Below are 21,466 nucleotides of genomic sequence, written 5' to 3' on the forward strand. Positions count from 1 at the left end.
GCGTCCAGCAGGCGTCCGAATGTCCTGTTTGGTGATTCTGTCCCAGGGGATAGGCCAACTATACTGTGGAATATATCACGTTCACGTGATATGTGGGCGACATGTTGCCAGCCAGCCAGCCTGCTTCCTCCTTGTACCATTCCGTCATGCCGGGGATGCGTTGACCCCCGGCGTGATCCTTCGCTACCTGTCGCAACGACCGTTTCTGGTGTGCCTGATGGCGGTGGGGACGTATGTGGCGGTCGTGACCACGGGGCACTGTCTGGGGCCTTTTGTCATTGCCCACAGGGACATGGCCCATCAAAGCGGTCCGGATATCGTGGCGGATGAATCGTGTTTCGACGGGCAGCGCGTACCGGGGGCCGAGCGCGCGGCGCTGGATGCCGTCGTGTTCCTTTATGTTGAAGGCCCCGATGGCAGGGGCGACAGGAGTGGTACGGGGACCATCATCCGCAACAGCCGCACGGCCGGGGGACATAACCGCATCCTGACGGTGCGGCATGTAGTACAGCATGCGCTGGAGACGCATGGCAGGATCCGTGTCATCGACCGGTATGGCAAATACCTGGGGGAGGCCAGACAGGACCCGGCCACCATCCTGTCCGGAAGCCGCCTTGCGCAGGAGGTGGATTCCGCCGTCGCCGGCATGAACGGGGATGGTGCGGTACTGCTTGATATGGTGGATGTCAGGAACTGGTATGATTCGATCAGGGGGCTGGAGATCGTGCCGGTGTACCGGGGCATCCTGACGGGGTGGTTTTCCGATCCCTCCGCCCTGATGCCGGGGGTATCGGGGGCGGCACTCCTCAATGACCGTAACCAGGTCATCGCGGTTGTGCAGGCGGCCGCGGGTGGCGGCCAGTACCCGCCTACGTTTCGCACGCAGCTGACGGTCCATAACATCCTGCGCTTCCTGAAACCCCATCAAGGGGAAGAGGAAACCGTACAGTCGGTCTCCTTCTATCATGGCGCCAATGGCTATTTCATGCCATTATCCGGCCCTGGCGTGCTGGAGACCCTGCATCTGCAACCCGTCATGGCCGTGTCGGAAGGGGGGGAGAATGTCCATATCTTCGGATACCCGATGGACATGTGCATCGCCTATCACGGGCGGGTCTATCCCAAGGATTCCATGCCCCTGATGGGGATACCCAACAGGCTGCGCGTCCTGCTGGGTTTCTGACCGTGGCGCCGGCCCCGCCTGGGCACGGCCCCTGAACGCCACCCAAGCCCATGGATGTCCGAAAACTGGCAGTCATGCCTGATCATGGACTGTTGCCCCCCAAGGGGTATTTGAGGATGCTGTGTGGAGATTGATGGCGGACTCGAAAGGATTCGAACCTTCGACCTTCGCCTTCGGAGGGCGACGCTCTATCCAGCTGAGCTACGAGTCCACTTCCGCCTGCATACATCGGGACCGGGCTGAACGCCACCCCTCAAATCAGGAAAAATCATTGCGGCGCGATCCAGTCCATCCATCCCGGTGCAATGGGCAGCGGGGCGTCGCGCCCTTTCTGGTCCGCCATCCAGGCCGCCGCCGCCGCATCCCCGCCCGAAGGCAGAAAGCTGTCCGGCCGCTCGATCCATGCCACGATATCCGCTGTGATCCGTTCCCCCTCCCGGCTGCGCAGGAGCAGATGGTAGCCACCCGGGCTGTAGTCATGCCGCGTTGTGGCGGGCAGCCGCCGCCAGGCCCGTGCCATGGCAGCGGGGGGAATGATCTGGTCATGGCCGCCATACACAACGAGTACCCGGCCACGTACCCGCGCGCAGGCCGAGGCCGCCTGATGCATGAGGTCGGTCAGCCCCGCAAGCGCCGTAGTGCGGGTATCCCGCAGGGTCAGCGGGTCGTAATACAGGCGTGCCAGCGCCAGCCTGTCATCGGCGGCGGTGACATGCACGGGCAGTTCACGCCCGCTCAGCCGCCAGTCCGGTGCCATGGCGGCCATCAGGTGCGTGGTGATGCGTGTGCCCCCGTCCAGATCCCATAAAGCCGGGGCCAGCAGGATATACCCCGCCACCGGCGGTCCGTCAGGACGGGCCGCCATAAGGGCAGCCAGCGCGCCACCCATGCTTTCGCCCATTACATAAAGCGGCACGCCGGGATGTTCACGCCCGATGGTGGCAAGAAGGCTGGTGGCCGTATGCAGCAGGCTGTCGGTGCCTGCCCAGCTACCGCGCTGCGCGGTCTGGCCAAAACCGGGCAGGTCGGGGGCAATCAGGGTCAGCCCCGCCGCATTCAGCGCCGGGGCCGGGCGTTCCCACGCATCCCGGCTGTCATTGAAGCCATGCAGGGCCAAGATGACAGCCTGCTCACGCCCGTGCGCATTCCAGATCCGCAGCGGCACACGGCCCACGCCCGTAAGGTTCACTACCCGGTCAGCCGGGACCAGGCGGGCCAGTTCAGGGTGCCGCGCCGGGGGGACGGGGGCGGGGGATTCCCGCGTGGCGCATGCCGCCAGCATGAGAAAAAGCGCTGGATAAAGCAGGCGTGACAGGCGAATGTTTGAAAGCACGGCAATCCTGCGTATCATCATGACCCAGCGCATGATCCCTTACCGGCGGGATCAATGCAAATCCAAGCCGGATAACAGCCCGAGGCCCGTATACCATGCAAGCCCTGTCCCCCGATCCCGTTCCACACCCGCGCCTGGGTACGATTGAAACCATCGTTGTCGATTCGCGCACCCTATCCTGCGATGGCGGTCTGGGTGCCCTGGGGCATCCGCGCGTTTTCCTGCGCATTGGCCACCACCAGACATTCTGTCCCTACTGCTCGCGGCTGTTCGTGCTGAACCCCGATGCACCGGCGGGCAGCGAGCACTGATCGCATACTGAGACATGTCCAGCGACAAGCAGGTTCACCTGATCCTGGTGGATGGTTCGGGCTTCATTTTCCGCGCCTTTCACGCCCTGCCCCCCATGACCAGCCCCGACGGCACGCCCGTCAACGCGGTCTATGGCTTTTCCAACATGCTTTCGCGCCTGCTGCGCGAGCATGCGGGCACCCATCTGGCGGTCATATTCGATGCCGGGCGGCATACGTTCCGCAATGACCTGTATAGTGAATACAAGGCCCACCGCCCCGAACCGCCAGAGGAACTGCGCCCGCAGTTCAGCCTTGTGCGCGACGCGACCGCAGCCTTTGGCGTGCCCGCGCTGGAGGAAGCGGGATGGGAAGCCGATGACCTGATCGCGGCCTATGCCCGCAAGGTGACTGACGCGGGCGGGCAGTGCACCATCTATTCGTCGGACAAGGATCTCATGCAGCTCATCCGCCCCGGCGTGATGATGATGGACCCGATCAAGAACCGGCCGATCGGGGAAAAGGAAGTCGAGGCCAAGTTTGGCGTGACCCCGGACAGGGTGGCGCAGGTGCAGGCCCTGATTGGCGACCCGGTGGACAACGTGCCCGGCGTGCCCGGCATCGGACCCAAGACCGCATCGGCGCTGATGGCGGAATACGGGTCGCTGGATGGCATACTGGCCGGGGCCGAGGGCATGAAGGCGTCCAGGCGGCGTGACAACCTGCTGGCCCATGCCGACATGGCGCGCCTGTCGCTGGAACTGGTGACATTGCGTGAGGACGCACCGTGCCCTGAACCCCTGTCCGCCCTCGTCTGCTGCGATGTGGACATGGAGCGGCTGGGCGCATGGCTGGCGGAGATGGGGTTCTCCTCTCTGCTGCAGCGCATGGGGCTGAAGGCGAAGCCGCGCCCGCGCATATCCGCCCATGCGCACCCCGCCGCCGTGGCGGAGCCGGAAGGCGCACTGCCGCCAGTCCCGTCCGAGGGGTATGGCCCGTACGAGACGGTAACCGACCCTGAAATCCTGCGCCAGTGGGTGGAGCAGGCCCGCACCAGCGGCGTCTGCGCGGTGGATACGGAAACCGACGGGCTGGACCCGCTGACCGCCCCGCTGGTCGGCATCTCGCTCGCCCCGCAATGCGGGCGGGCGTGCTATATCCCGCTGGGCCATCAGGTTGACCTGATGGACAGCCTTGGCACGCCCCAGATGCCGGTCGGGACGGCGCTGGAAATTCTCGAACCCCTGTTTGCCGACCCGTCGGTGCTCAAGGTGTTCCAGAATGCCAAATTCGACCTGCTGGTGCTGACACAGGCAGGCAGCGTCCAGCCCGCGCCGATTGATGACACGATGCTGATTTCCTATGCCCAGTCGGCGGGACAGCACGGGCAGGGGATGGATGAACTCTCGCGCCTGACCCTGGACCACAGCCCCATTCCGTATGATGAAGTCACGGGTACGGGCCGCAACCGGGTAGTGTTCTCGCAGGTCGATATCGCGCGTGCCACGCCGTATGCCGCGGAAGACGCCGATGTGACCCTGCGCCTGTGGCAGGTGCTCAGGCCCCGGCTGCGCACCAGTCGCGCGCTGGCGCTGTATGAGGAAATGGAACGCCCGCTGATCCCGATCCTGGCGGATATGGAGCGTGCGGGCATTGCGGTGGATGCGGATGACCTGCGCGCCATGTCCATCGAGTTCGCGCAGCGCATGGGTGTGATCGAGGCCGAGATCCACAAGCTGGCGGGGCGTGAGTTCAATGTCGGTTCCCCCAAGCAGCTGGGTGAGATCCTGTTTGATGAAATGGGCCTGCCCGGTGGCAAGCGCACCAAGGCGGGGGCGTGGGGCACGGACTCATCGGTGTTGCAGGATCTGGCGGATCAGGGGCACGACCTGCCTGCGCGCATCCTGGCCTGGCGGCAGCTCGCCAAGCTGAAAAGCACCTATGCCGACGCGCTGCTCAACCAGATCAATCCGGCAACGGGGCGGGTACATACCTCCTTCCAGATGGCGGTGACGACAACGGGGCGGCTGTCATCGAATGATCCGAACCTGCAGAACATCCCCATCCGCACGGAAGAAGGCGGGCGCATCCGCCGTGCCTTTGTCGCGGCACCGGGGCATCTCCTCGTCTCGGCCGACTATTCCCAGATCGAGCTGCGGCTGCTGGCCGATGTTGCGAACATCCCCGCATTGCGTGAAGCCTTTGCGCTGGGGCAGGACATCCATGCCCGCACGGCGTCCGAAGTGTTCGGCATACCGCTCGAAGGCATGGACCCGCTGACGCGCAGGCGCGCCAAGGCCATCAATTTCGGCATCATCTACGGTATCAGCGCCTTTGGCCTGGGCCGCCAGCTTGGCATCCCGCCAGGGGAGGCGCGGGGCTATATCGATGCCTATTTCGCCCGCTATCCCGGTATCCGCGATTACATGGAACGGGTAAAGGCCGAAGCCCGGGCGAAGGGATACGTGACCACGCCCTTCGGCCGCCGCTGCTGGGTGCCCGGCATTGCCGACAAAAGCGCCGTGCGCCGCAACTATGCCGAGCGTCAGGCCATCAACGCCCCGCTGCAGGGCGGGGCGGCGGACATCATAAAACGCGCCATGGTGCGAATTCCTGCAGCCCTTTCGGATGCGGGGCTTGACGGACGCATGCTCCTTCAGGTCCATGACGAACTTGTGTTCGAGGTGCGCAAGGATGATGCCGATCGTCTGGCAGCCCTCGTCAGGCAGGTCATGGAATCCGCAGCCACCCTTTCGGTGCCGCTGGTCGTGGAAACCGGGACCGGAACGAACTGGGCGGATGCACACTGATGATGCGAAATGAACGGGACCGGTTTTTCCTGCTGGTCGGGCTGGCCATTGTGGTGGTTTCTTCAATCTTTGGCTATGTGGGTTACCGCTGGTCGGACAGCGCGCCCGTGCCGCTGACCAGCTATGGCAACCCGGTGGGCGGGTCGTTCCGTCTGGTCAATGGGGCGGATGGGTCGGTGCTGGATACCGATTTCCGGGGCCGGTGGATGCTGGTCTATTTCGGTTCCACCCACTGCCCCGATACGGTCTGTGGCGCCACGGTCAAGGCCATGGCGGAAGGGGTGGAAGCACTGGGCCACGACCGCGCGCGGCTGGCGGTGCCCATTTTCATTACCCTTGACCCCATGCGCGATACGTCTGACGTGCTGCGTACCTATGCGCTGCGCTATGGCTCGCATGTCACGGTCATGACCGCATCGCCCAAGATGATCGAGGCGGTGGCAAAGGAATACCACGCCCCCTATGTCCGCCATGAGGGGGAGAATGGCGACTACACCATGGAACCCGCCACCCAGATCGTGATCATGTCTCCGACTGGTCGGTATGAAGGCAGCCTGCCCGCCACCGCCACGGCGGCCGAGATCACCGCGCGGATGAGCGAACTCATGAACGCGCAGGGCGGGCACTGAAAAAGGGGCCGCGCATGAAACCCGCGTGGCGGCATGCGGGCCTGGTCCTTGCGGGCGGGCTTGCGCTGCTTGGCCTGCCCGCGCGGGCAGATACGCAGGCCAGCCCCCACCGGGGCGGCACGTTACGGCTGACCGCAGCCAGTTCCGCCGGAACGCTGGACCCGCAGATCAACTACACCAGCCAGTACATGCAGCTGGAAAGCGTCGTCTATGACGGGCTGCTGACCTATCCCAAGCTGGAGGGACCGGCAGGCAGTCAGGTCGTGCCCGATCTGGCGCAGGCCATGCCCGAGCGGCTGGATGGGGGGCGGACATGGGTTTTCACGCTGCGGGAGGGTATCCGCTTTTCCAATGGCGCGCCGGTTACGGTGGCGGATGTGGCGGCTTCGCTGCGGCGGATCTTCATGGTGGGTTCGCCTACGGCCGGGTCATTTTACGGCGGCATCATCGGCGCGGATGCCTGCCTGCGCGCGCCAGCGGCCTGTACGCTGCAGGGCGGGGTGGAAACGGATGCAGCCACCCGGCGCATTACCATCCGCCTGAACGCACCGGATTCCGAATTCCCGTACAAGATCGCCTTCGGCCACGCGGTTATCCTGCCCGCCAGTACTCCCGCCCATGATCTGGGCAATGATATCGCACCCGGCACTGGGCCGTACCGCATCGTCTCATCCAGTCCCGACCAGGGCATGCGGCTGGAGCGCAATCCCTACTTTCATGAATGGAGCGAGACGGCCCAGCCCGATGGCTATGTGGACGGCATCAACTATGATTTCGGCCTGTCGGAGGAAGACGCGCTGACCGCGGTGGAGCGCGGGCAGTATGACTGGATGGCCGGTCTCAAGCCACTGGACCGACTGGGTGAGATCGGCGGACAGTACACCGCGCAGGTACACGTCTATCCGCTTTACGGCCTTCTGTTCCTGCCAATGAATGTGAACATCCCGCCCTTCAGCAGCATCAAGGCCAGGCAGGCGGTCAATTACGCGCTGGACCGCCGCGCCATGACCATCCTGTATGGCGGGTCGGGCATCGCCGCCCCGCTGTGCCGCATGGTGCCGCCGGGCCTGCTGCCCGGTGATGGCGCCTGTGCGTGGACACAGGGGGCCGATCCCGATCATCCGGCCCCTGTCTGGGCCCACCCCGATCTGGCCCGCGCGCGCCAGCTTGTGCATGAAAGCGGGACGGAGGGGCAGGACGTGACCCTGATTGTCGAGGCCACGGCCATGGACACCAGCATGGGCACCTATCTGCGCGACATGCTGCAGGCCATTGGCTACCATGCGCGACTGCATCCGCTCTCACCCGCCATGGAACTGTCCTATGCGCAGAACACGGCCAACCACGTCCAGATCAGCCTGATGGGGTGGTATGCGGATTATGCCTCCCCCTCCAATTTCCTAGATACCGTGTTCGGTTGCGAGAACTTCCATCCCGGCTCCGACAGTTCGATCAACATATCGGGCCTGTGCGACCCGGTGGTCCAGGCGCTGGTGGCACGCATCCGGCAGGCGCCCGACGCGCAGGCGGCGCAGGTACTGTGGCAGCAGGTGGACGATCGCATCACCCGTCTTGCCCCTGCCGCCCCCATGATCAGCATAAGCTATGTGGATCTGGTCTCGCCCCGGCTGGGTCATTATTTCTCCACCAGCCTGTACCACATGGCGTTTTCACGCGTGTGGGTTCGTTAGGGGGCCGGTACGGTCGGGACATTACAGGGCGGCAGGCGGTACGATCCGCAGGCAGGCGGTCTTTTCCCGCAGTTCAAGCCGGGGCGGTGCCAGTATCCCCGATCGGGTCGATCCGCGCGGGTCACGGTCTGGCCGGTTGGCGTAGAGGCTGTTGAACAGGGTATTGTACAGGCTGAGATGGATGGATATTGCACCGGCATGGTCCGTCAGCGGGAATGCGGCTTCCTGTCCGATGCTTCCGCCGCAGGGCTGGCCATTCACAAAGCATTCCGCCGCGCCCCCCACTTCGGGAAGGACAAGGTACCATGTCTGGTCGTCCCTGTGTGCGGGCAGCGTGGTGCACAGGGTGTAAAGGCCTTCACCCGAGAATGCGGGGTAGCCCTGTGCCTCCCAGCCCCGGTCAACATGGATGGGGTGGGGTTGGGCCTTCTCACCGGCCTGGAAAGACCAGCCACTGCCAAGGATGACCGGGCGTGCGCCAGGCGCGGGGACAGGGTGGCTGTCTGGCGCCAGCCATGCCGCCGCGGGCGGCACACGGCGTGTTTCCAGGGTAGTGAGTGCCAGGGGCCGCAATATCATGCGCAGTGCGCAGCCTGCGGGAAGATGGGCGAGTGTCCGGGTCTTTCCGCTTTCACAAAACCATTGCGTGATCTTCCGGTGGTAAGGGGCGGGGTGCAGGACCGCATGCTGCATCTGGCCTGAATCATTGAATGCGGCAATCCGGCGTGTTGCCTCATCCATTTCCTGCAATGCCAGACGTTGCGGCATATTTTCGATATGGAAAATATCTTTCTGGAAATGTTTTTTGACATGATGGCCGATCTCGTCAATGCCCGATACATGGCCTGTGCCGCACAGGGTTTTTTCCATGCCGCCTGACGGAATGGCGTCGGGCTTCCTGTCATGTGAAAAGAACAGCCGGCCACCGGATCTGGCAAACACATCCAGTGCCCGCAGTGTTTCCGTATTGCGGAATGTGGTTATGGCCGGAATGATGATGCAGCTGAACGTTCCGGATCTTGCGTTAAGAAGGCCGTTTTCAATATTGTCCGTATGGATCTGGTTTTCATCAATAATGGTATAGCCTGTTCCGTTATCGAACAGTGCCTCGGCCCAGGCGCCAAAATGCAGCGCGCAGGCGGGTGTTGTCCCGTCCGTTCCTTCCAAAAGGGATTCCAGCGGATAGAGTAGCGCGACGGACCGGACGGGTGTCCCCTCTTCAAGGAAGGCGGAAAGCCGTGCCACTTCATCCATGACGCCCGGCGCCATGCGCCACCAGGGCTGCAGGTTGAAACCCGGCGGAAAATCAAAGCGGGGATCAGGGCAGGCGTCACTGGCCAAGGCAAGGATTTCGGGCTGGAACACGGCGTGCAGGAGTACGCGCCGTGCCCCCTGCAGCGTGTGGCGCAGCATCTGCGCGCGCAACCGGTCAAGGGTAAGGTCCCATTGCCCCTGCAGGGAGGGGCGGCCGACTTCCCTTCCTGTCGAATACTGTTCCACTGTACAGCGGCTGCGGCCATGGCTCCGGGCCACGGAATCACCCAGTATGGCGGAAAGCTGGGGCCTGTAATCGGCCGCATCCATGACGGTCCGGGTTTTGTAGGCATCAATCCCGAAGGGGTCATTACCGGGCATGACACGGGGGTCAAACCCGTTCAGGCCGCCACGCAGGGCCCAGCCCCCGACATGGGGCAGCAGTTCATGGCCGGTCAGGCCAATCGCGTGTGTGTCACACCATTTGCGCAGCACCCCGAAAAATGCCTCGTGCATTTTCCGGATGTACCGATTGAAGAAAGCGCCCCGCAGGCGCCCGGCTTCCGCGCCTTCTCCATAAAGGCAGGTCAGGAAACCGGTCAGCGTGAAATTGGCGTCCAGCAGGCTTTCATCCCACAGGATACTGTTGCCAATGGTGCCGGACTGTCCGTCCCATTGGTAAAAGCCGGCATAGGGATGGTCAAAGAAGAAGGCCTCTGCCGTGGGAAATGCGTCAAGAAGCGGTTCGTATGCCTGTTTTATGAAATGCTGGCCGGCCTGGGGCAGCAGGTAGTTGATCAGCCGTGACGTCTTGCAGCGGCCGGCGACCAGAATGGTAATGTCCGTTCCATCGGCAAGGGTGGGGGCATGGACATGTAGCACGCACCCATCGGGCCGGGTTTCGCCAATCGTGACCTGTGTGGCGGGCACGGTGCAGGCAGGCCGCCCTGCATGCCATGTTCCCCCGCCGATTACGGACCAGTCACCCCATAGGGGCTGCCCGCCTTCGTAGCACCAGTTCCTGCCCGCTGTCCCCAGGAAGGAAAGGAAGGTGGAATGGATGCCCGTCAGTTCCAGCGTTGCCTGCCCCTTGCGGATCGTACCAGACACCCAGAACAGATGCCGTTCGCGCAGGTGGTCGGCACCGGCAATGGTCCGGCCCCCGCCATGGCCCGACATCCAGCCATATTCATCATAGATTTCAAGCCGCATGCCTGCCTTGTGCACCTGCCGTGCAACAAACCGGCACCGGGCGAGATAGGCGTCCGAAAGATAGGTTTCAAGCGGAAGGGGAAGCCGGGCCTGTACCAGCACGCAGCCCAGTCCGGCCGCCTTCATGTCACGAATGGTCTGGAGGCACTGTTCTTCGGTCGGGAGGAAATGCCAGAACCAGAAGGCCGCTGTCCTGAACCGGCTGTCCGGGGCGGTGAACCAGGAAGGGGCGTGGGGACTGGTCATATCATGTCCCGGGTGCAAGGCGGATGTCCACACGCTGGCCATTTTCAACGCCTGACAGGTCTACGGTCGCGTCCTGCAGGGCGGGTCCGTCCATGCCGTTCAGGTACACCCCGCACACACGCGGCAGAAAATGCGCGCCGATATGCAGCCTGCCACGCTGTGCCGGATTGTCCGCATGCAGCCGGAAGCTGATCTGCCCATCCGTCAGTTCAAGGTCCGTCATCCGGCCCACACCGTTCCATGACAGAAGGGGCGTGTCCTGATGGCTGAGGGTGGCGATGCCATCTTCCACTGTCAGGCTGACCGGGCCGACAGGGGACTGGAGCGGCCCGATACTGACCGGTTTGCCCGTATTGTGGATTTCCCACCCGTCCCATGGGTTGATGTCCATGACATCCGCAACACCAAGCATGGGAAGCATCGCCCCCCATGAGAGGAACAGGTCCGTATCGGGCTGGTCATCGGCTTCCCCCGTTACTGCGGAATAGTTTTCTCCCGCAATACGGTGCCTGGTCCAGGACTGGTTGAACAGCAGCATGCTGGCCGTGGCCAGACGGGATGCTTCCCGTATGAAGCCATAGCGGCGCAGCCCGTGCCACAGGAAATAGTTCACGTTTGGCCAGATGCGCCCGCGCCAGTACACATTATCGGCGAATGCCGGGTCGTCACGGCTGACATTGGGCACCATGTATGTCCCGCCAAAGCGTTCGGGGTTGAAAAGCTCCCTGACCAGTGCCCCGGCCTGCTCCGGTGTGGCGGCCCCGCAGATCAGGGGATAGAAGCTGGTCGGGCCGACACTGCGGACAAAACCGCCCTGCCTGTGCCGGTTTGCATAGATGCTGCGTTCCGCATCCCACAGGCATGTACGGATTTTCTGTCGCGTATCCTCCGCCAGCGCGGCAAAGGACCGGCTTTCGGCAGTCCTGCCCAGGGCCTTGGCAATGCGGGAGAGCATTTCCGCATCCAGGGCCAGACAGCAGTTCAGTCCGACATCCAGTGTGGAAAGCGTGCGTGTCAGCGGGTCATATATGGCTTCGTCATGGGTGGGGGAGTTATCCATTCCGGTTTCGTTGCGTGCGCCGAAATGCGTGCCCTTGTACAGCGCCTCCCCCACATCCGAGGTGCCACATGAAACAAGGCCCATGCCATCCGGATCGCGCTCGCGGCGCCACCACATGTGGTTGCGCGCCAGGGTCTCGTAATGTTCGTGCAGGAAAGACAGTTCCCGGTGGCGCAGATAGATCATCCACACCATGAAAGAGCCGTTCGGAGCCTGCGTCCGGTCCACCCAGGCATCATTGGATGTGACAATACAGGCAAAATTGCCCTGTGGCGTGGCGCTGGCCTGTGCCACGGCCATGTTCTCGCGCGCGATCTGTGCGTCAAACAGGCCGGTCATCATGGCGGCATATGTCTGGTCATTGTACCATACGGCAAACTTTCCCAGATTCCAGATCCGGCTGACCGATGTATAGGGGCGATGGTTGATGCCATCATACATCGTGTTCCACGCCATGATGTCCCTGACGGCATCCAGTGCGCCGGCATGGCGGCCGGTCTGGGCGGGCAGCGTGATGGCGGCGGGGGGCGGCGCAAGCGCGGCCCGCGCCTTCCTGATGGCAAGGTCCCGGCTGTCGGCCACCGCCGCGGCAAAGCGGCCGGAGCGCATCATTTCCAGATTGAAGCGCAGTGCGATGACGGGGGCATTGTCGCCCCGGCTTGCGGTATGGAAATAGCCGTTTGCATTGAAGTCATCCAGCACGGCTTCCAGGCTGTCATGCGCGGTGACCTGTACCGCCGCCATCTGGGAGACAAGCGCTACGTAACGGTAGCCGATACGGACAATACAGGCGCCATCATGATGGGACACCGTTACACCAGTCTCAGCGGACAGGCAGAGGGTCAGCCAGTAGCGCAGCCCCCATTCGGCCAGGGAGGTGGCGCGCCATTTTCCCTGCAGGACAAAGGGATCATGCTTTTCATAGCGAAAGGCAATATGCGTCCCGCCGTGGCGGGTTTCGAATTCCACAAGCCGCCCGTCCATGCCATGGTGCCCGAAGCGCATGCCTTCACCCGGCGGCAGCAGGGTCGCCTCCTTGTGGCGTGTGGAATAGAGCAGCGGCGTGACATGAACGCCCAGGGGCAGGAATGTCATGGCCGCCGGCCGGTCGGACCAGGTGTTCCAGGCGCGCGCTGGCGGAAGGGTGTTGGCGATGATCATGAAAATCTGGTTCCGTAGCGGTTAGGCGGGCTTTCTGGCGCCAGTGCGGTGATTGATGGCCTGCAGGATGTTCATCAGGGTATTTTCATCCAGTTCCCGCTCAAACACCCAGCACAGCGTATCGTAAATGCCCAGAAAGGACTGCCTGCTGTTTTCAAGCCGGGTCATCACTTCCGGGCGGGGCAGGTGCACGGTTTCGACAAGCCACGAGGCCAGGGTATCAGCCAGCCCTGCCGCCTCCAGTGCCTGACCGGGGGGCGTATACAGGTCCAGGTAACGCGGCGGCGGCGCATCACCTGAAACCTCCATGGTCAAGGAAAGCCTGATATCACGCGATGATGCCCCGATTTCCACGGTAACCGGCCCGCCGGGCAGGGTCCAGATCCCGCGCGTCGGGTCAAAACAGGACAGGTCACGCCGGGTGAAGGACAGTGTTACGGCTTTGCTTTCCCCGGACCGGAGGAAGATGGATCTGAAACCACGCAGCATGCGCACCGGGTGGTGCAGCCCCGTCCGGTTAAGGGGTGGGGAAGGGCGGCCTATGTACAGCTGGCAGGTTTCGTAAGCATCCCGCGTCCCTGTATTGGCCAGGGTGAAAGAGGCGGTGAAACGGCTGTCCGTTTCCTGCATGGACAGGTCCGCATAGGCAAAGGTCGTGTAGGACAGCCCGTGCCCGAACGGGAAGAGTGGCGTAATCCCGCGGATGTCAAAATAACGGTAACCGGCAAATATGCCTTCACGGTAGATATGTCTGCTCTGCTCACCCGGATAGCCCAGAAAGGCCGGGCAGTCTTCCAGCCGTTCGGGCCAGGTAACGGATGTCTTGCCTGAAGGAACGGCCTTACCGGACAGAAGGTTGGCTGCTGCCTGCCCGAATCCCTCGCCGGCATAGCCCGCGGAAAGGATGGCCGATACCCTGTCCACCCATGGCAGCAGCACCGCGTCGGGATGGGTCAGGACCACGACAATACGCTTATGGAACGTGGACAGGGCGGTAATGAACGCATCATGGGCGGGGCAGAGGCCCAGGTCGGGCCTGTCCGCGTTTTCACCACTGATAGCCGGGGGCGTGCCGGCAAAAACCACAACCGTATCGGCATGACGTGCCGCCTCCAGTGCGGCTGCGTGTCGTGTGGCGCAATGGCTGCCATCTTCAGCCCAGCCCGGCTGCCATTCCAGCAGGGTATTCCTGCCCATGGCCTGTGTCAGGGCCTCAAGCGGAATGTCGCAGCAGCGCGGCCTTACGGCGGCACTGCCCGCGCCCTGGATTTCAGGCGTTCGGGCACCCGTGCCAACCACCAGCAGGCTGTCGCCCGGTTGGGGCCGCAGTGGCAGGATGGCGTCCTTATTGAGCAGCAGCACGCATGAGCGCTCGGCCGCCTGCCGCGCCAGCGCATGATGGGCGGTAAAATCAGGCGCGGATGTCCTGATGGTCTGCTGCGCCGTGGTGACCTGTAATGTCAGTGCCGCGATCCGCACGCATGATTCATCAAGGACATCGGTGGATACCGCCCCGGTTTTTATGGCCTGTGACAGTCTGCGGTGGCGCAGGCTGTTGAAAGGCATGTCCAGATCGGTGCCCGCGTTCAGGGCGGCGGGACGGTCCTGTATGCCGTGCCAGTCTGACATCACCGCCCCTTCATAGGACCACTGGCCACGCAGCACGGTCTGGAGAAGCCAGGGATCCTGGTCGGGATGAACACCATTGAGCAGGTTGTAGGAAGTCATGACCGTCCATGGATTGGCCTGCGCGATGGCACGCTCGAAACCCAGCAGGTACAGTTCATGCAGGGCGCGTGGTTCCACGATGGAGTCCATGCTGATCCGTTCGACTTCCGAATTGTTGCATGCCAGATGCTTGAGCGAGGCGGCAACGCCATGGTCCTGCAGCCCCTGTATGAAGCCTGCCGCCATGTCACCCGTCAGAACGGGGTCTTCGCTGAAATACTCGAAACTCCTGCCCGCAAGCGGGCAGCGCCGGAGGTTGATGCCCGGCCCCAGAAGAATCTGCGCGCCCACGCCCCGGCACTCGATGGCCAGGGCCTTGCCTATGGTATGGGCCAGTGTGACGTCCCAACTGTTTGCCAGCACGGAAAGTGCCGGAAAGCATGTACTGGGCACGCTTTTGCCCAGCAGGGCGTTCGGTTCAGCCCGCTCGCCTTCATCCGTTGCGGCAACCACGTTCAGGAAGGCACCCAGATCTCCGTCCTGTCCGTTGTCCGGCACCTGGTCGGGTACGAAGCGGATGCCATTCGAACCGTCGACCATAAGCAGGCATGGCAGGCCGAGGCGGGGGACACCGGCGGTGCGCCACAGTCCCTGCCCGCAGACGAGGCTGATTTTTTCCTCGATGGTCATCTGCCGTACAAGGGCGCGTGCCCTGGCGGTATGGGACGTGACCGTATTGGGGAAGGTCAAGCCGGTTCTCCTGGCTGCAGGACGGAATGGATCTGCTCATCAGAAGGGTAGAGGAGGATGCACAGCGACGAGACGATGGCGATGATGGCAGGCAGTCCGACAAAGCCAAAGGTGATGAATGCCCGGGCCCGTTCCGTCTGGGCCAGGGCATGGGGAATGTAGCCCCCCCACTCCAGCATGGCAGCCGAGAGGGAACCCCCGACCGCCCAGGCCACCTTTCCCGCAAAGCTGTTGACTGAATAGGCAATCCCCGCGGCGCGGATGCCGGTGGTGGCCGCACCGAAATCAATGGATTCCGCCAGCATCGTATAGAAGACCGGCAGCGTCAGCCCCTGAAAGAAGCAGGTCAGGCCAAAAAAGCCAAGCAGGCAGTAGGTGTTGTTGGGGCCAAACGTGAAAAGTGCCAGGCTTGTGACCGAAAGGATGTAGGGGAATACGATCGTGTATCGGGGGCCGATGGTCCGGACCAGACGGGGCGAGCATATGACGCCGACCACCTTGCAGCCCCCCATGACCGAAATAAGCAGGCCACCAAAAAATTCCGGCCTGTGCAGTATCTCGACGGAATAATAGACGGATAGCCCGTAAAACGCCGTCAGATTGATATAGAACAGGCTGAGCGTGATCGTGACGACGATCCACGCGCGGTTGCGCAGCAGGGAACCGACAAGCAGGCGCAGGGGATGGGGATCGGTCTCCAGGGCAAAACGCTCATGACAGGTCCGGGCGGGAATAAGGGCCAGCAGGCCACCCACAAGGCCCGCGACCGCCATCGCCATGGGGTAGCCGACCTGTTCGTTATTTTTTCCGAACAGATGCACCATCGGCAGGATGCATGTTCCCACCAGCAGGGTCGCAAGCGTGGCCCCCATCATGCGGAAGGTGGAAAGCATCAGGCGGTCTTCCCGGTTCCGCGTCATGGTATTGGGTAGCAGCCCGTACGGCACAATGACGAGGGAAAAGAGAATACCCATCGCAAGATAGGTGGCATAGGCCCAGGCCAGCCGCCCGGTACTGCCCAGGGGCAGGGGAAGGAAACAGCAGAAGGTCAGAAAACCCAGCGGCAGGGAAAACCATCCGAGATAGGGCCGGATCTTCCCGTTAAAGAGCAGTCGGTGGTCGATCAGGTAGCCGATAACCGGATCGACCCCGCTATCCACCACCCGTGCCATCAGCATGAGAATGGCCACGGAGGCGGGAGAGAGACCATAGACGTTTATATAATAGTAAATCAGATAGGCGCCTGTGATACCGAAGAGGGCGTTTCCTGCCAGATCTCCGAATCCGAAGCTCATTTTTTCCCATAAGCCGGGACGCTGGTTGTCCGTCATTCCGTTCATGCCGTCATCCGGTTTGGTCAAAACTGTTCCTCACAAGGCGCCTGTTATTCTGGACAGTATTCTTTCAGCAGAAATCATATTAGAAATTGGCTTTCACGCCTCCAAAAAACTGGCGGGGCGCACCGACAACCAGCGACTGGTAATCGCCGGACATGGGGTTGCCGCCGTCATCACCCATCATCATCAGGTAATGCGACCCGGTCAGGTTGGTGATGTTGAAGGACAGGGTAAGATCCGTCAGGCGCGAGACACTGCCAAAATTGTACCGTGCGCCAAGGTTGACCAGCCAGTATCCGGGCAGGGAGGTATCGTTCGTATAGCTGAAGGGCCGGCTGCTTGTGTATGTCGCGTCAACATTAAAGCTGGCTTTGCGGTAGTTGTATTCTGCGGTTGCCTTGTACATGAACCGCGGATAGTTCACAACATGCTTGCCTTTTGTGTAATACGTGGTTCCCTGTTCGGTAACATTGTTATCATAGGTCGAATGGTTGTAGCTGACCGAGTTGAAAATGCTCAGCCCGCGTACCGGACGGAGTGTCAGGCCCGCATCCACGCCGTTCATGCTCACGCTGCCCAGATTGAGCACGGTCGTCTGCGGGTTGGTCTGGCTGCCGGCGGTAATGGCGCCCAGGCGGTTGGAGAAGTTGACCCGGTAAGCACTGACAGAAAAGGATACATATTTCTGGTTGAAGCGGTAACCAACGGAATATGACCAGCTGGTTTCCGGCTTGATGCTTGAACGGGACAGGTCAAAGGCCGTCTGTGACACCGCGAAGGGAGAGGAAGACAGGTGATAGCCACTCTCCGGATAGGCGCGCATGTTCTTGGCAATGTCAAAATAGAATTCATGCTGCTTCAGGAAGTGCCAGTCGCCACTGAAATGCGGCAGGAACGCACCGAAAGTGGTCAGCCCCACGCCACCGGCAATGGCATCCGTTCCGGTATAGGGTTCGTAATTCGCGGTCGCGCCCACATGTGTCGTGCTTAGCATGGACTTGAAGCCGGCGTGCAGCAGCAGGTTCTTTATCGGGCGGTAAGTATCCTCGATATAGGTCTGCATTGTATTGGTATTATAGGTCTGGCCCCAGAGCTGGGCAAACGGGTCGCTCCATTTCCGGAACGGGCTGGGAGACAGGTTCTCGCTGCCCGAAAGCAGCGGATCATTGTAGGCATACATGTTCGAGACGTATTTGTTGTTCTCGTACCAGATGCCCCCATGAATTTCATGCTTGCCGATACGGTATTTCAGGCCCGAAGTAAGACCGAAGCGCTGGATGGTCGGCTGCTTGACGATTTCCGACAGCGGGGCGCCGTTGGCCGAGGCAAGCCACGGGTCGGACCACTGCGTATGGGCCACCTGGTTGTGGCCATAGACAACGGAATCCCATTCCAGGTTGCGGGCAAGCTTGAAATGGAAGTTCAGGCCGCCCAGCAGGTCGCGTGATTCCGTTGTGCCCGCGTAATACGCGACATCTTTCGGGTCACTGGTCCGGTTTTCACCATTGGAATATATACCCTGCGCCGCAAGATAGGCCTGACGGTAATTGGGGTAGTAGTTGGAAACATTGTAGCCCAGTTTCTGAACCATTTCCAGGGATTCAGCCTGGTAGTTGAACTGCTGCACATCAGCCCAGTCAAACAGCAGCGAGACACTGCTTTCTTCCCGGATGGGCTGGACCAGTTTCAGGTTGACCTGCTGGAAAAACTGGTTGCCGTACCCTTTCCAGAGTTTGGTGTCATTTCTCATATACGAGACATAGAATTTTGTGCCGGTCGAATTCAGCTTTCCGCTATCAAGGCGGATATAGGCATGGGTCGTGGAATTGCTGCCGCCCGTGCCGGCCACCGTGCCGCCAAACTTGTCCTTGGGGTCGGATGAGGTGATGCGGATCGCGCCGCCAAGCACGTTGGTGCTGGGCATGTCCACGGCACCGGCGCCCTGTGACATATCCATATGACCCACATTTTCCGATGACAGGGCCGCGACCGCGTTCAGGCCGTTATAATTGCGATAGACCGATTCACCCAGCGGGATGCCATCCAGCGAAAAGCCGATCTGGTTCTGGGAAAAACCATGCACGTACAGCCTGACGCCACCGGTATCGACACCCTGTGCGTCATCCGATTGAAAAAGAACGCCAGGTACGTTCTGCAGAACCTTCAGGACCGAAGTGCCTGCAACGGCCGTGGCGAATACATGGTTGGAGATGAATGTCTGGGCGCCATGCGATGTACGCCTGCCCACCACCCCCAGTGTTTCTACGCTCTGCGCACGCGCGACGGGTGGTTTGCCGGCCACTGGCTTCTGGTGTGCGACCGTATGCGATGCGGGGGGCGGCGACCGTACGGGCGAAGGAGAAGGCTGATTGCTTTTGGCCCATCCATAACCGGGTGTCGCGACAAGAATTGTGGAAAGAAGCGCCAGCCGGCGCCGGGCAATCTTTTTTGTTTCGGCACTGCGCATTCTGTCAGTCCTTCGAGCAAGGCGGATTGTGACGATCGGATGTCATCCAGCATGGACAATGTTACGATGTCGACATGTAGCGTATAAATGACATTATGGATATCGATCTGATTCTGCAACATTAAAAATATTCGATAAAGGCGTGTTTTTTGCGATTTATACCGGGCATTGATAATATTATCACTCTTCCTCTGATCAAGAAGTCGCGTATGCGTTGGATGTGGCTGTCCGGAACATCGGCCCGCGGCATGCCCCATGATCGGGGTGGGGGACGTATAAAATGGTTGTATTCTGTTTTTCCTGTAACTTTTCCAGCATTGATGCCGTCTTTGTCGTTACATATTGATAATATTCCATCCACGTTGTCCCCGTGCCGTCAATACCGGGCATGATGACAGGAAATGCACCATAAGATACACGGCGGATTACTGGGAGAAGCCTGCCTGTAGATGACACCATGATAACAGGCTGAAAGCCGGTATCCGTCTTCCGTGCATGCAGCCGTCTGTCGGGCTGCATTGCATGGCAGTTCCATACTGGTGGAACCGTGCCGCCCATCGGGCGGGACCAGTCCGTTATCATGCCGCGTGTGGTGGCGGTGACAGCCAGTGCCGGCTGTTACCGCCACAGTTCATGCATCCGGTTCCGCTGGCCTGCCAGCATGAACCGGAACGCCGCAGGAAAAGGGGCTGGACGGATGGTATTCACATGGGTCCAGCACTGGACCATCGTGCAGTAACATGCCCGGGCAGGCGGGCATGTGTAAGAAAGCTATAACGGGTGAATCTTCAGTCGGTTGCGACAGCTTCAAGAAAGCCGGGCAGGTTGTCCCACGGAATCATGTGACCTGCGTCCGGCACGGATACGATCTTGATGGCCGGGTTCAGTTCACGGATTTCCTTGATATCCGGGTCCTGGATCACGCCACCGCGTGTTGCCACCACCAGTTTTGTCGGGACTTTCAGGTGCGGCAGGTCCTGATGGATGTCTTCCGTGTGGAATTTCTCAAACGTGATGCGGGTTGCCAGTTCATCACAGGTGTGAAGCCATTCGGCACGCAGGCCGAGCTGTTCATCCGTCCATGTCGGGCAGAACGCGCGCATGTCTTCCGCCGTCATACCCTTGCGGGCCTGGCGTATGGATCTGGTGTACCATTCCAGCTTGGATGGATACGGCCGCCGTCCCGGCCCGCTTACCGGCGGGTCGATCAGAAGAAGGGAGGCCAGGCCACGGTCATCCCGCCGGGCCAGGCGTATGGCAATGCGTGCCCCCATGGAATGGCCCAGAACAACGACGTCCTTCAACCTGAGGCCGTCAATGAACCCGCGGATATCGGCGGCATAGGTATCAAGGTCGTAATCCAGATCCGGTCCCGTTTCCGAAAGGCCGCGGCCACGTATGTCCAGAACATAGACGTCGTGGTCTTTTGAAAGCCGTTCGGCAACAAAGCCCCATGTAATGGCAGGGCTGGTAATGCCGGGTACCAGAACAAGCGGTGTTCCCTTGCCGCCATAGCGCAGGTAGTGCTGGCGGATGCCATTGGCGTGAATATTGGCACCCTCGATAAAGTGGGTTTCGGTCATCAGTTTCCCTTTCTGATCCTAATATGCCCCGGAAAGCAGCGCGCCCGCGCCCGGTGCGATCGCTTCAAGATCCATCGCGCGCAGCATGGCGTAGGTGGTTGCAATGGCCGCCGTTAGGACCGGCTTGCCTGTCATCGCCTCGACCTGCGGCACAACCGGCAGTGAAGGCATCTGCACACAGGCGGACAGGACAATCGCATCCGCATCCTCATAGTTGAGACCCGCCGCGATGGCGGGCAGGCGCGCCGGATCATGGGCGGCCACATCAAGGTTGTTCGGGATTTCCAGCGCGACGTGATCCATGACCTCGATCCCCTCGGCGGCGATATAATCCACGACCAGATCGGTCAGGGCGCGTACGTATGGCGCAATCAGGACAATGCGTTTAGCCCCCATTACCTTCAGCCCATCCACCAGCGCGCCCGCGCTGGTAATGACGGGGGCGGCCGCGTCATTGGCGGCCGTGCACCGATGCAGCCGTTCCTGGGAACGCCGGTGATAACCCCGCCCCATGGCCATGATCGCAACCAGACAGGCGTAACCGATGACATCCACCCGCGCATCGCTCAGTTCCAGCGCGCAACGGTCCGACTGTTCATCCATGGATGCCAGTTCGTCCTTGCTGACGGTTTTCATACGCATCCGGCTGGAATGAAAACAGAAGCGCTCGGGCCGCAGCAACTGGCGTGCCTGCAGCATGGCGGGGATTTCGGTTTCCATCGTCACGTTTGAACTGGGTACGATCTGCCCAATTCTGTAGATCTTTGTCTTCACGTCACTATTTCCCACAAA

General features: G+C 61.4%; 13 protein-coding genes and 1 tRNA gene. 5 read left to right on the forward strand and 9 right to left on the reverse strand.

The features are described 5' to 3' along the window. The first annotated feature begins 172 nt into the window (after positions 1-172). A complete protein-coding gene (locus CFR78_RS10980) occupies positions 173-1,183 on the forward strand; it encodes a hypothetical protein (RefSeq protein WP_146221279.1) in 1,011 nt (336 codons plus the stop codon). A gap of 134 nt (positions 1,184-1,317) precedes the next feature. Here the strand turns inward: CFR78_RS10980 and CFR78_RS10985 are convergent. Beyond that, positions 1,318-1,394: transfer RNA gene (locus tag CFR78_RS10985), tRNA-Arg, on the reverse strand. A gap of 57 nt (positions 1,395-1,451) precedes the next feature. Beyond that, positions 1,452-2,549 carry an alpha/beta fold hydrolase gene (locus tag CFR78_RS10990; protein WP_034930036.1) on the reverse strand — a complete coding sequence of 366 codons (1,098 nt, stop codon included), beginning with the start codon at positions 2,547-2,549 and terminating at the stop codon, positions 1,452-1,454. A gap of 62 nt (positions 2,550-2,611) precedes the next feature. On the opposite strand from CFR78_RS10990, the gene CFR78_RS10995 reads away from it, so the two are divergent. Genes CFR78_RS10995 through CFR78_RS11010 form a run of 4 tightly spaced genes read left to right on the forward strand, consistent with a single transcriptional unit; the run spans position 2,612 to position 7,936 of the window. Further along, a complete protein-coding gene (locus tag CFR78_RS10995; protein WP_007397416.1) occupies positions 2,612-2,827 on the forward strand; it encodes a zinc-finger domain-containing protein in 216 nt (71 codons plus the stop codon). A 14-nt stretch (positions 2,828-2,841) separates the two neighbouring features. Beyond that, complete coding sequence (gene polA, locus CFR78_RS11000) at positions 2,842-5,616, forward strand: DNA polymerase I (protein ID WP_034930040.1); 2,775 nt, start codon at positions 2,842-2,844, stop codon at positions 5,614-5,616. Next, the gene (locus CFR78_RS11005; RefSeq protein WP_034930043.1) at positions 5,616-6,245 is read left to right on the forward strand and encodes an SCO family protein; all 630 of its coding nucleotides are present in this window, start codon (positions 5,616-5,618) and stop codon (positions 6,243-6,245) included. Before polA ends, CFR78_RS11005 begins: the two co-directional genes overlap by 1 nt. Before the next feature lie 14 nt (positions 6,246-6,259). Beyond that, complete coding sequence (locus CFR78_RS11010) at positions 6,260-7,936, forward strand: ABC transporter substrate-binding protein (protein ID WP_034930046.1); 1,677 nt, start codon at positions 6,260-6,262, stop codon at positions 7,934-7,936. Positions 7,937-7,957: 21 nt separating this feature from the next. Here the strand turns inward: CFR78_RS11010 and CFR78_RS11015 are convergent, their stop codons facing one another. The 7 genes from CFR78_RS11015 to CFR78_RS11045 form a co-directional block, all read right to left on the reverse strand. Then, entirely contained in the window at positions 7,958-10,648 is a 2,691-nt protein-coding gene (locus CFR78_RS11015; protein ID WP_034930049.1) for a hypothetical protein, read from the reverse strand. A gap of 1 nt (position 10,649) precedes the next feature. Then, entirely contained in the window at positions 10,650-12,869 is a 2,220-nt protein-coding gene (locus CFR78_RS11020) for an MGH1-like glycoside hydrolase domain-containing protein (protein WP_110581126.1), read from the reverse strand. Positions 12,870-12,890: 21 nt separating this feature from the next. After that, positions 12,891-15,287: a beta-glucosidase gene (locus tag CFR78_RS11025; RefSeq protein ID WP_051672140.1), complete on the reverse strand. Its 2,397-nt coding sequence runs from the start codon at positions 15,285-15,287 to the stop codon at positions 12,891-12,893. Further along, on the reverse strand, positions 15,284-16,627 hold the full coding sequence (locus tag CFR78_RS11030) for an MFS transporter (RefSeq protein ID WP_146221280.1): 1,344 nt from the start codon (positions 16,625-16,627) through the stop codon (positions 15,284-15,286). The genes CFR78_RS11025 and CFR78_RS11030 overlap by 4 nt, the downstream gene beginning before the upstream one ends. A gap of 79 nt (positions 16,628-16,706) precedes the next feature. Beyond that, positions 16,707-18,926 carry a TonB-dependent receptor gene (locus CFR78_RS11035; RefSeq protein WP_167331787.1) on the reverse strand — a complete coding sequence of 740 codons (2,220 nt, stop codon included), beginning with the start codon at positions 18,924-18,926 and terminating at the stop codon, positions 16,707-16,709. A 953-nt stretch (positions 18,927-19,879) separates the two neighbouring features. After that, entirely contained in the window at positions 19,880-20,674 is a 795-nt protein-coding gene (locus CFR78_RS11040; RefSeq protein ID WP_034931069.1) for an alpha/beta fold hydrolase, read from the reverse strand. 18 nt (positions 20,675-20,692) lie between these two features. Continuing rightward, positions 20,693-21,463 carry a maleate cis-trans isomerase family protein gene (locus CFR78_RS11045; protein WP_456305884.1) on the reverse strand — a complete coding sequence of 257 codons (771 nt, stop codon included), beginning with the start codon at positions 21,461-21,463 and terminating at the stop codon, positions 20,693-20,695. Positions 21,464-21,466: the final 3 nt, after the last annotated feature.

It is taken from the genome of Komagataeibacter rhaeticus (assembly GCF_003207855.1).
Classification (GTDB): domain Bacteria; phylum Pseudomonadota; class Alphaproteobacteria; order Acetobacterales; family Acetobacteraceae; genus Komagataeibacter; species Komagataeibacter rhaeticus.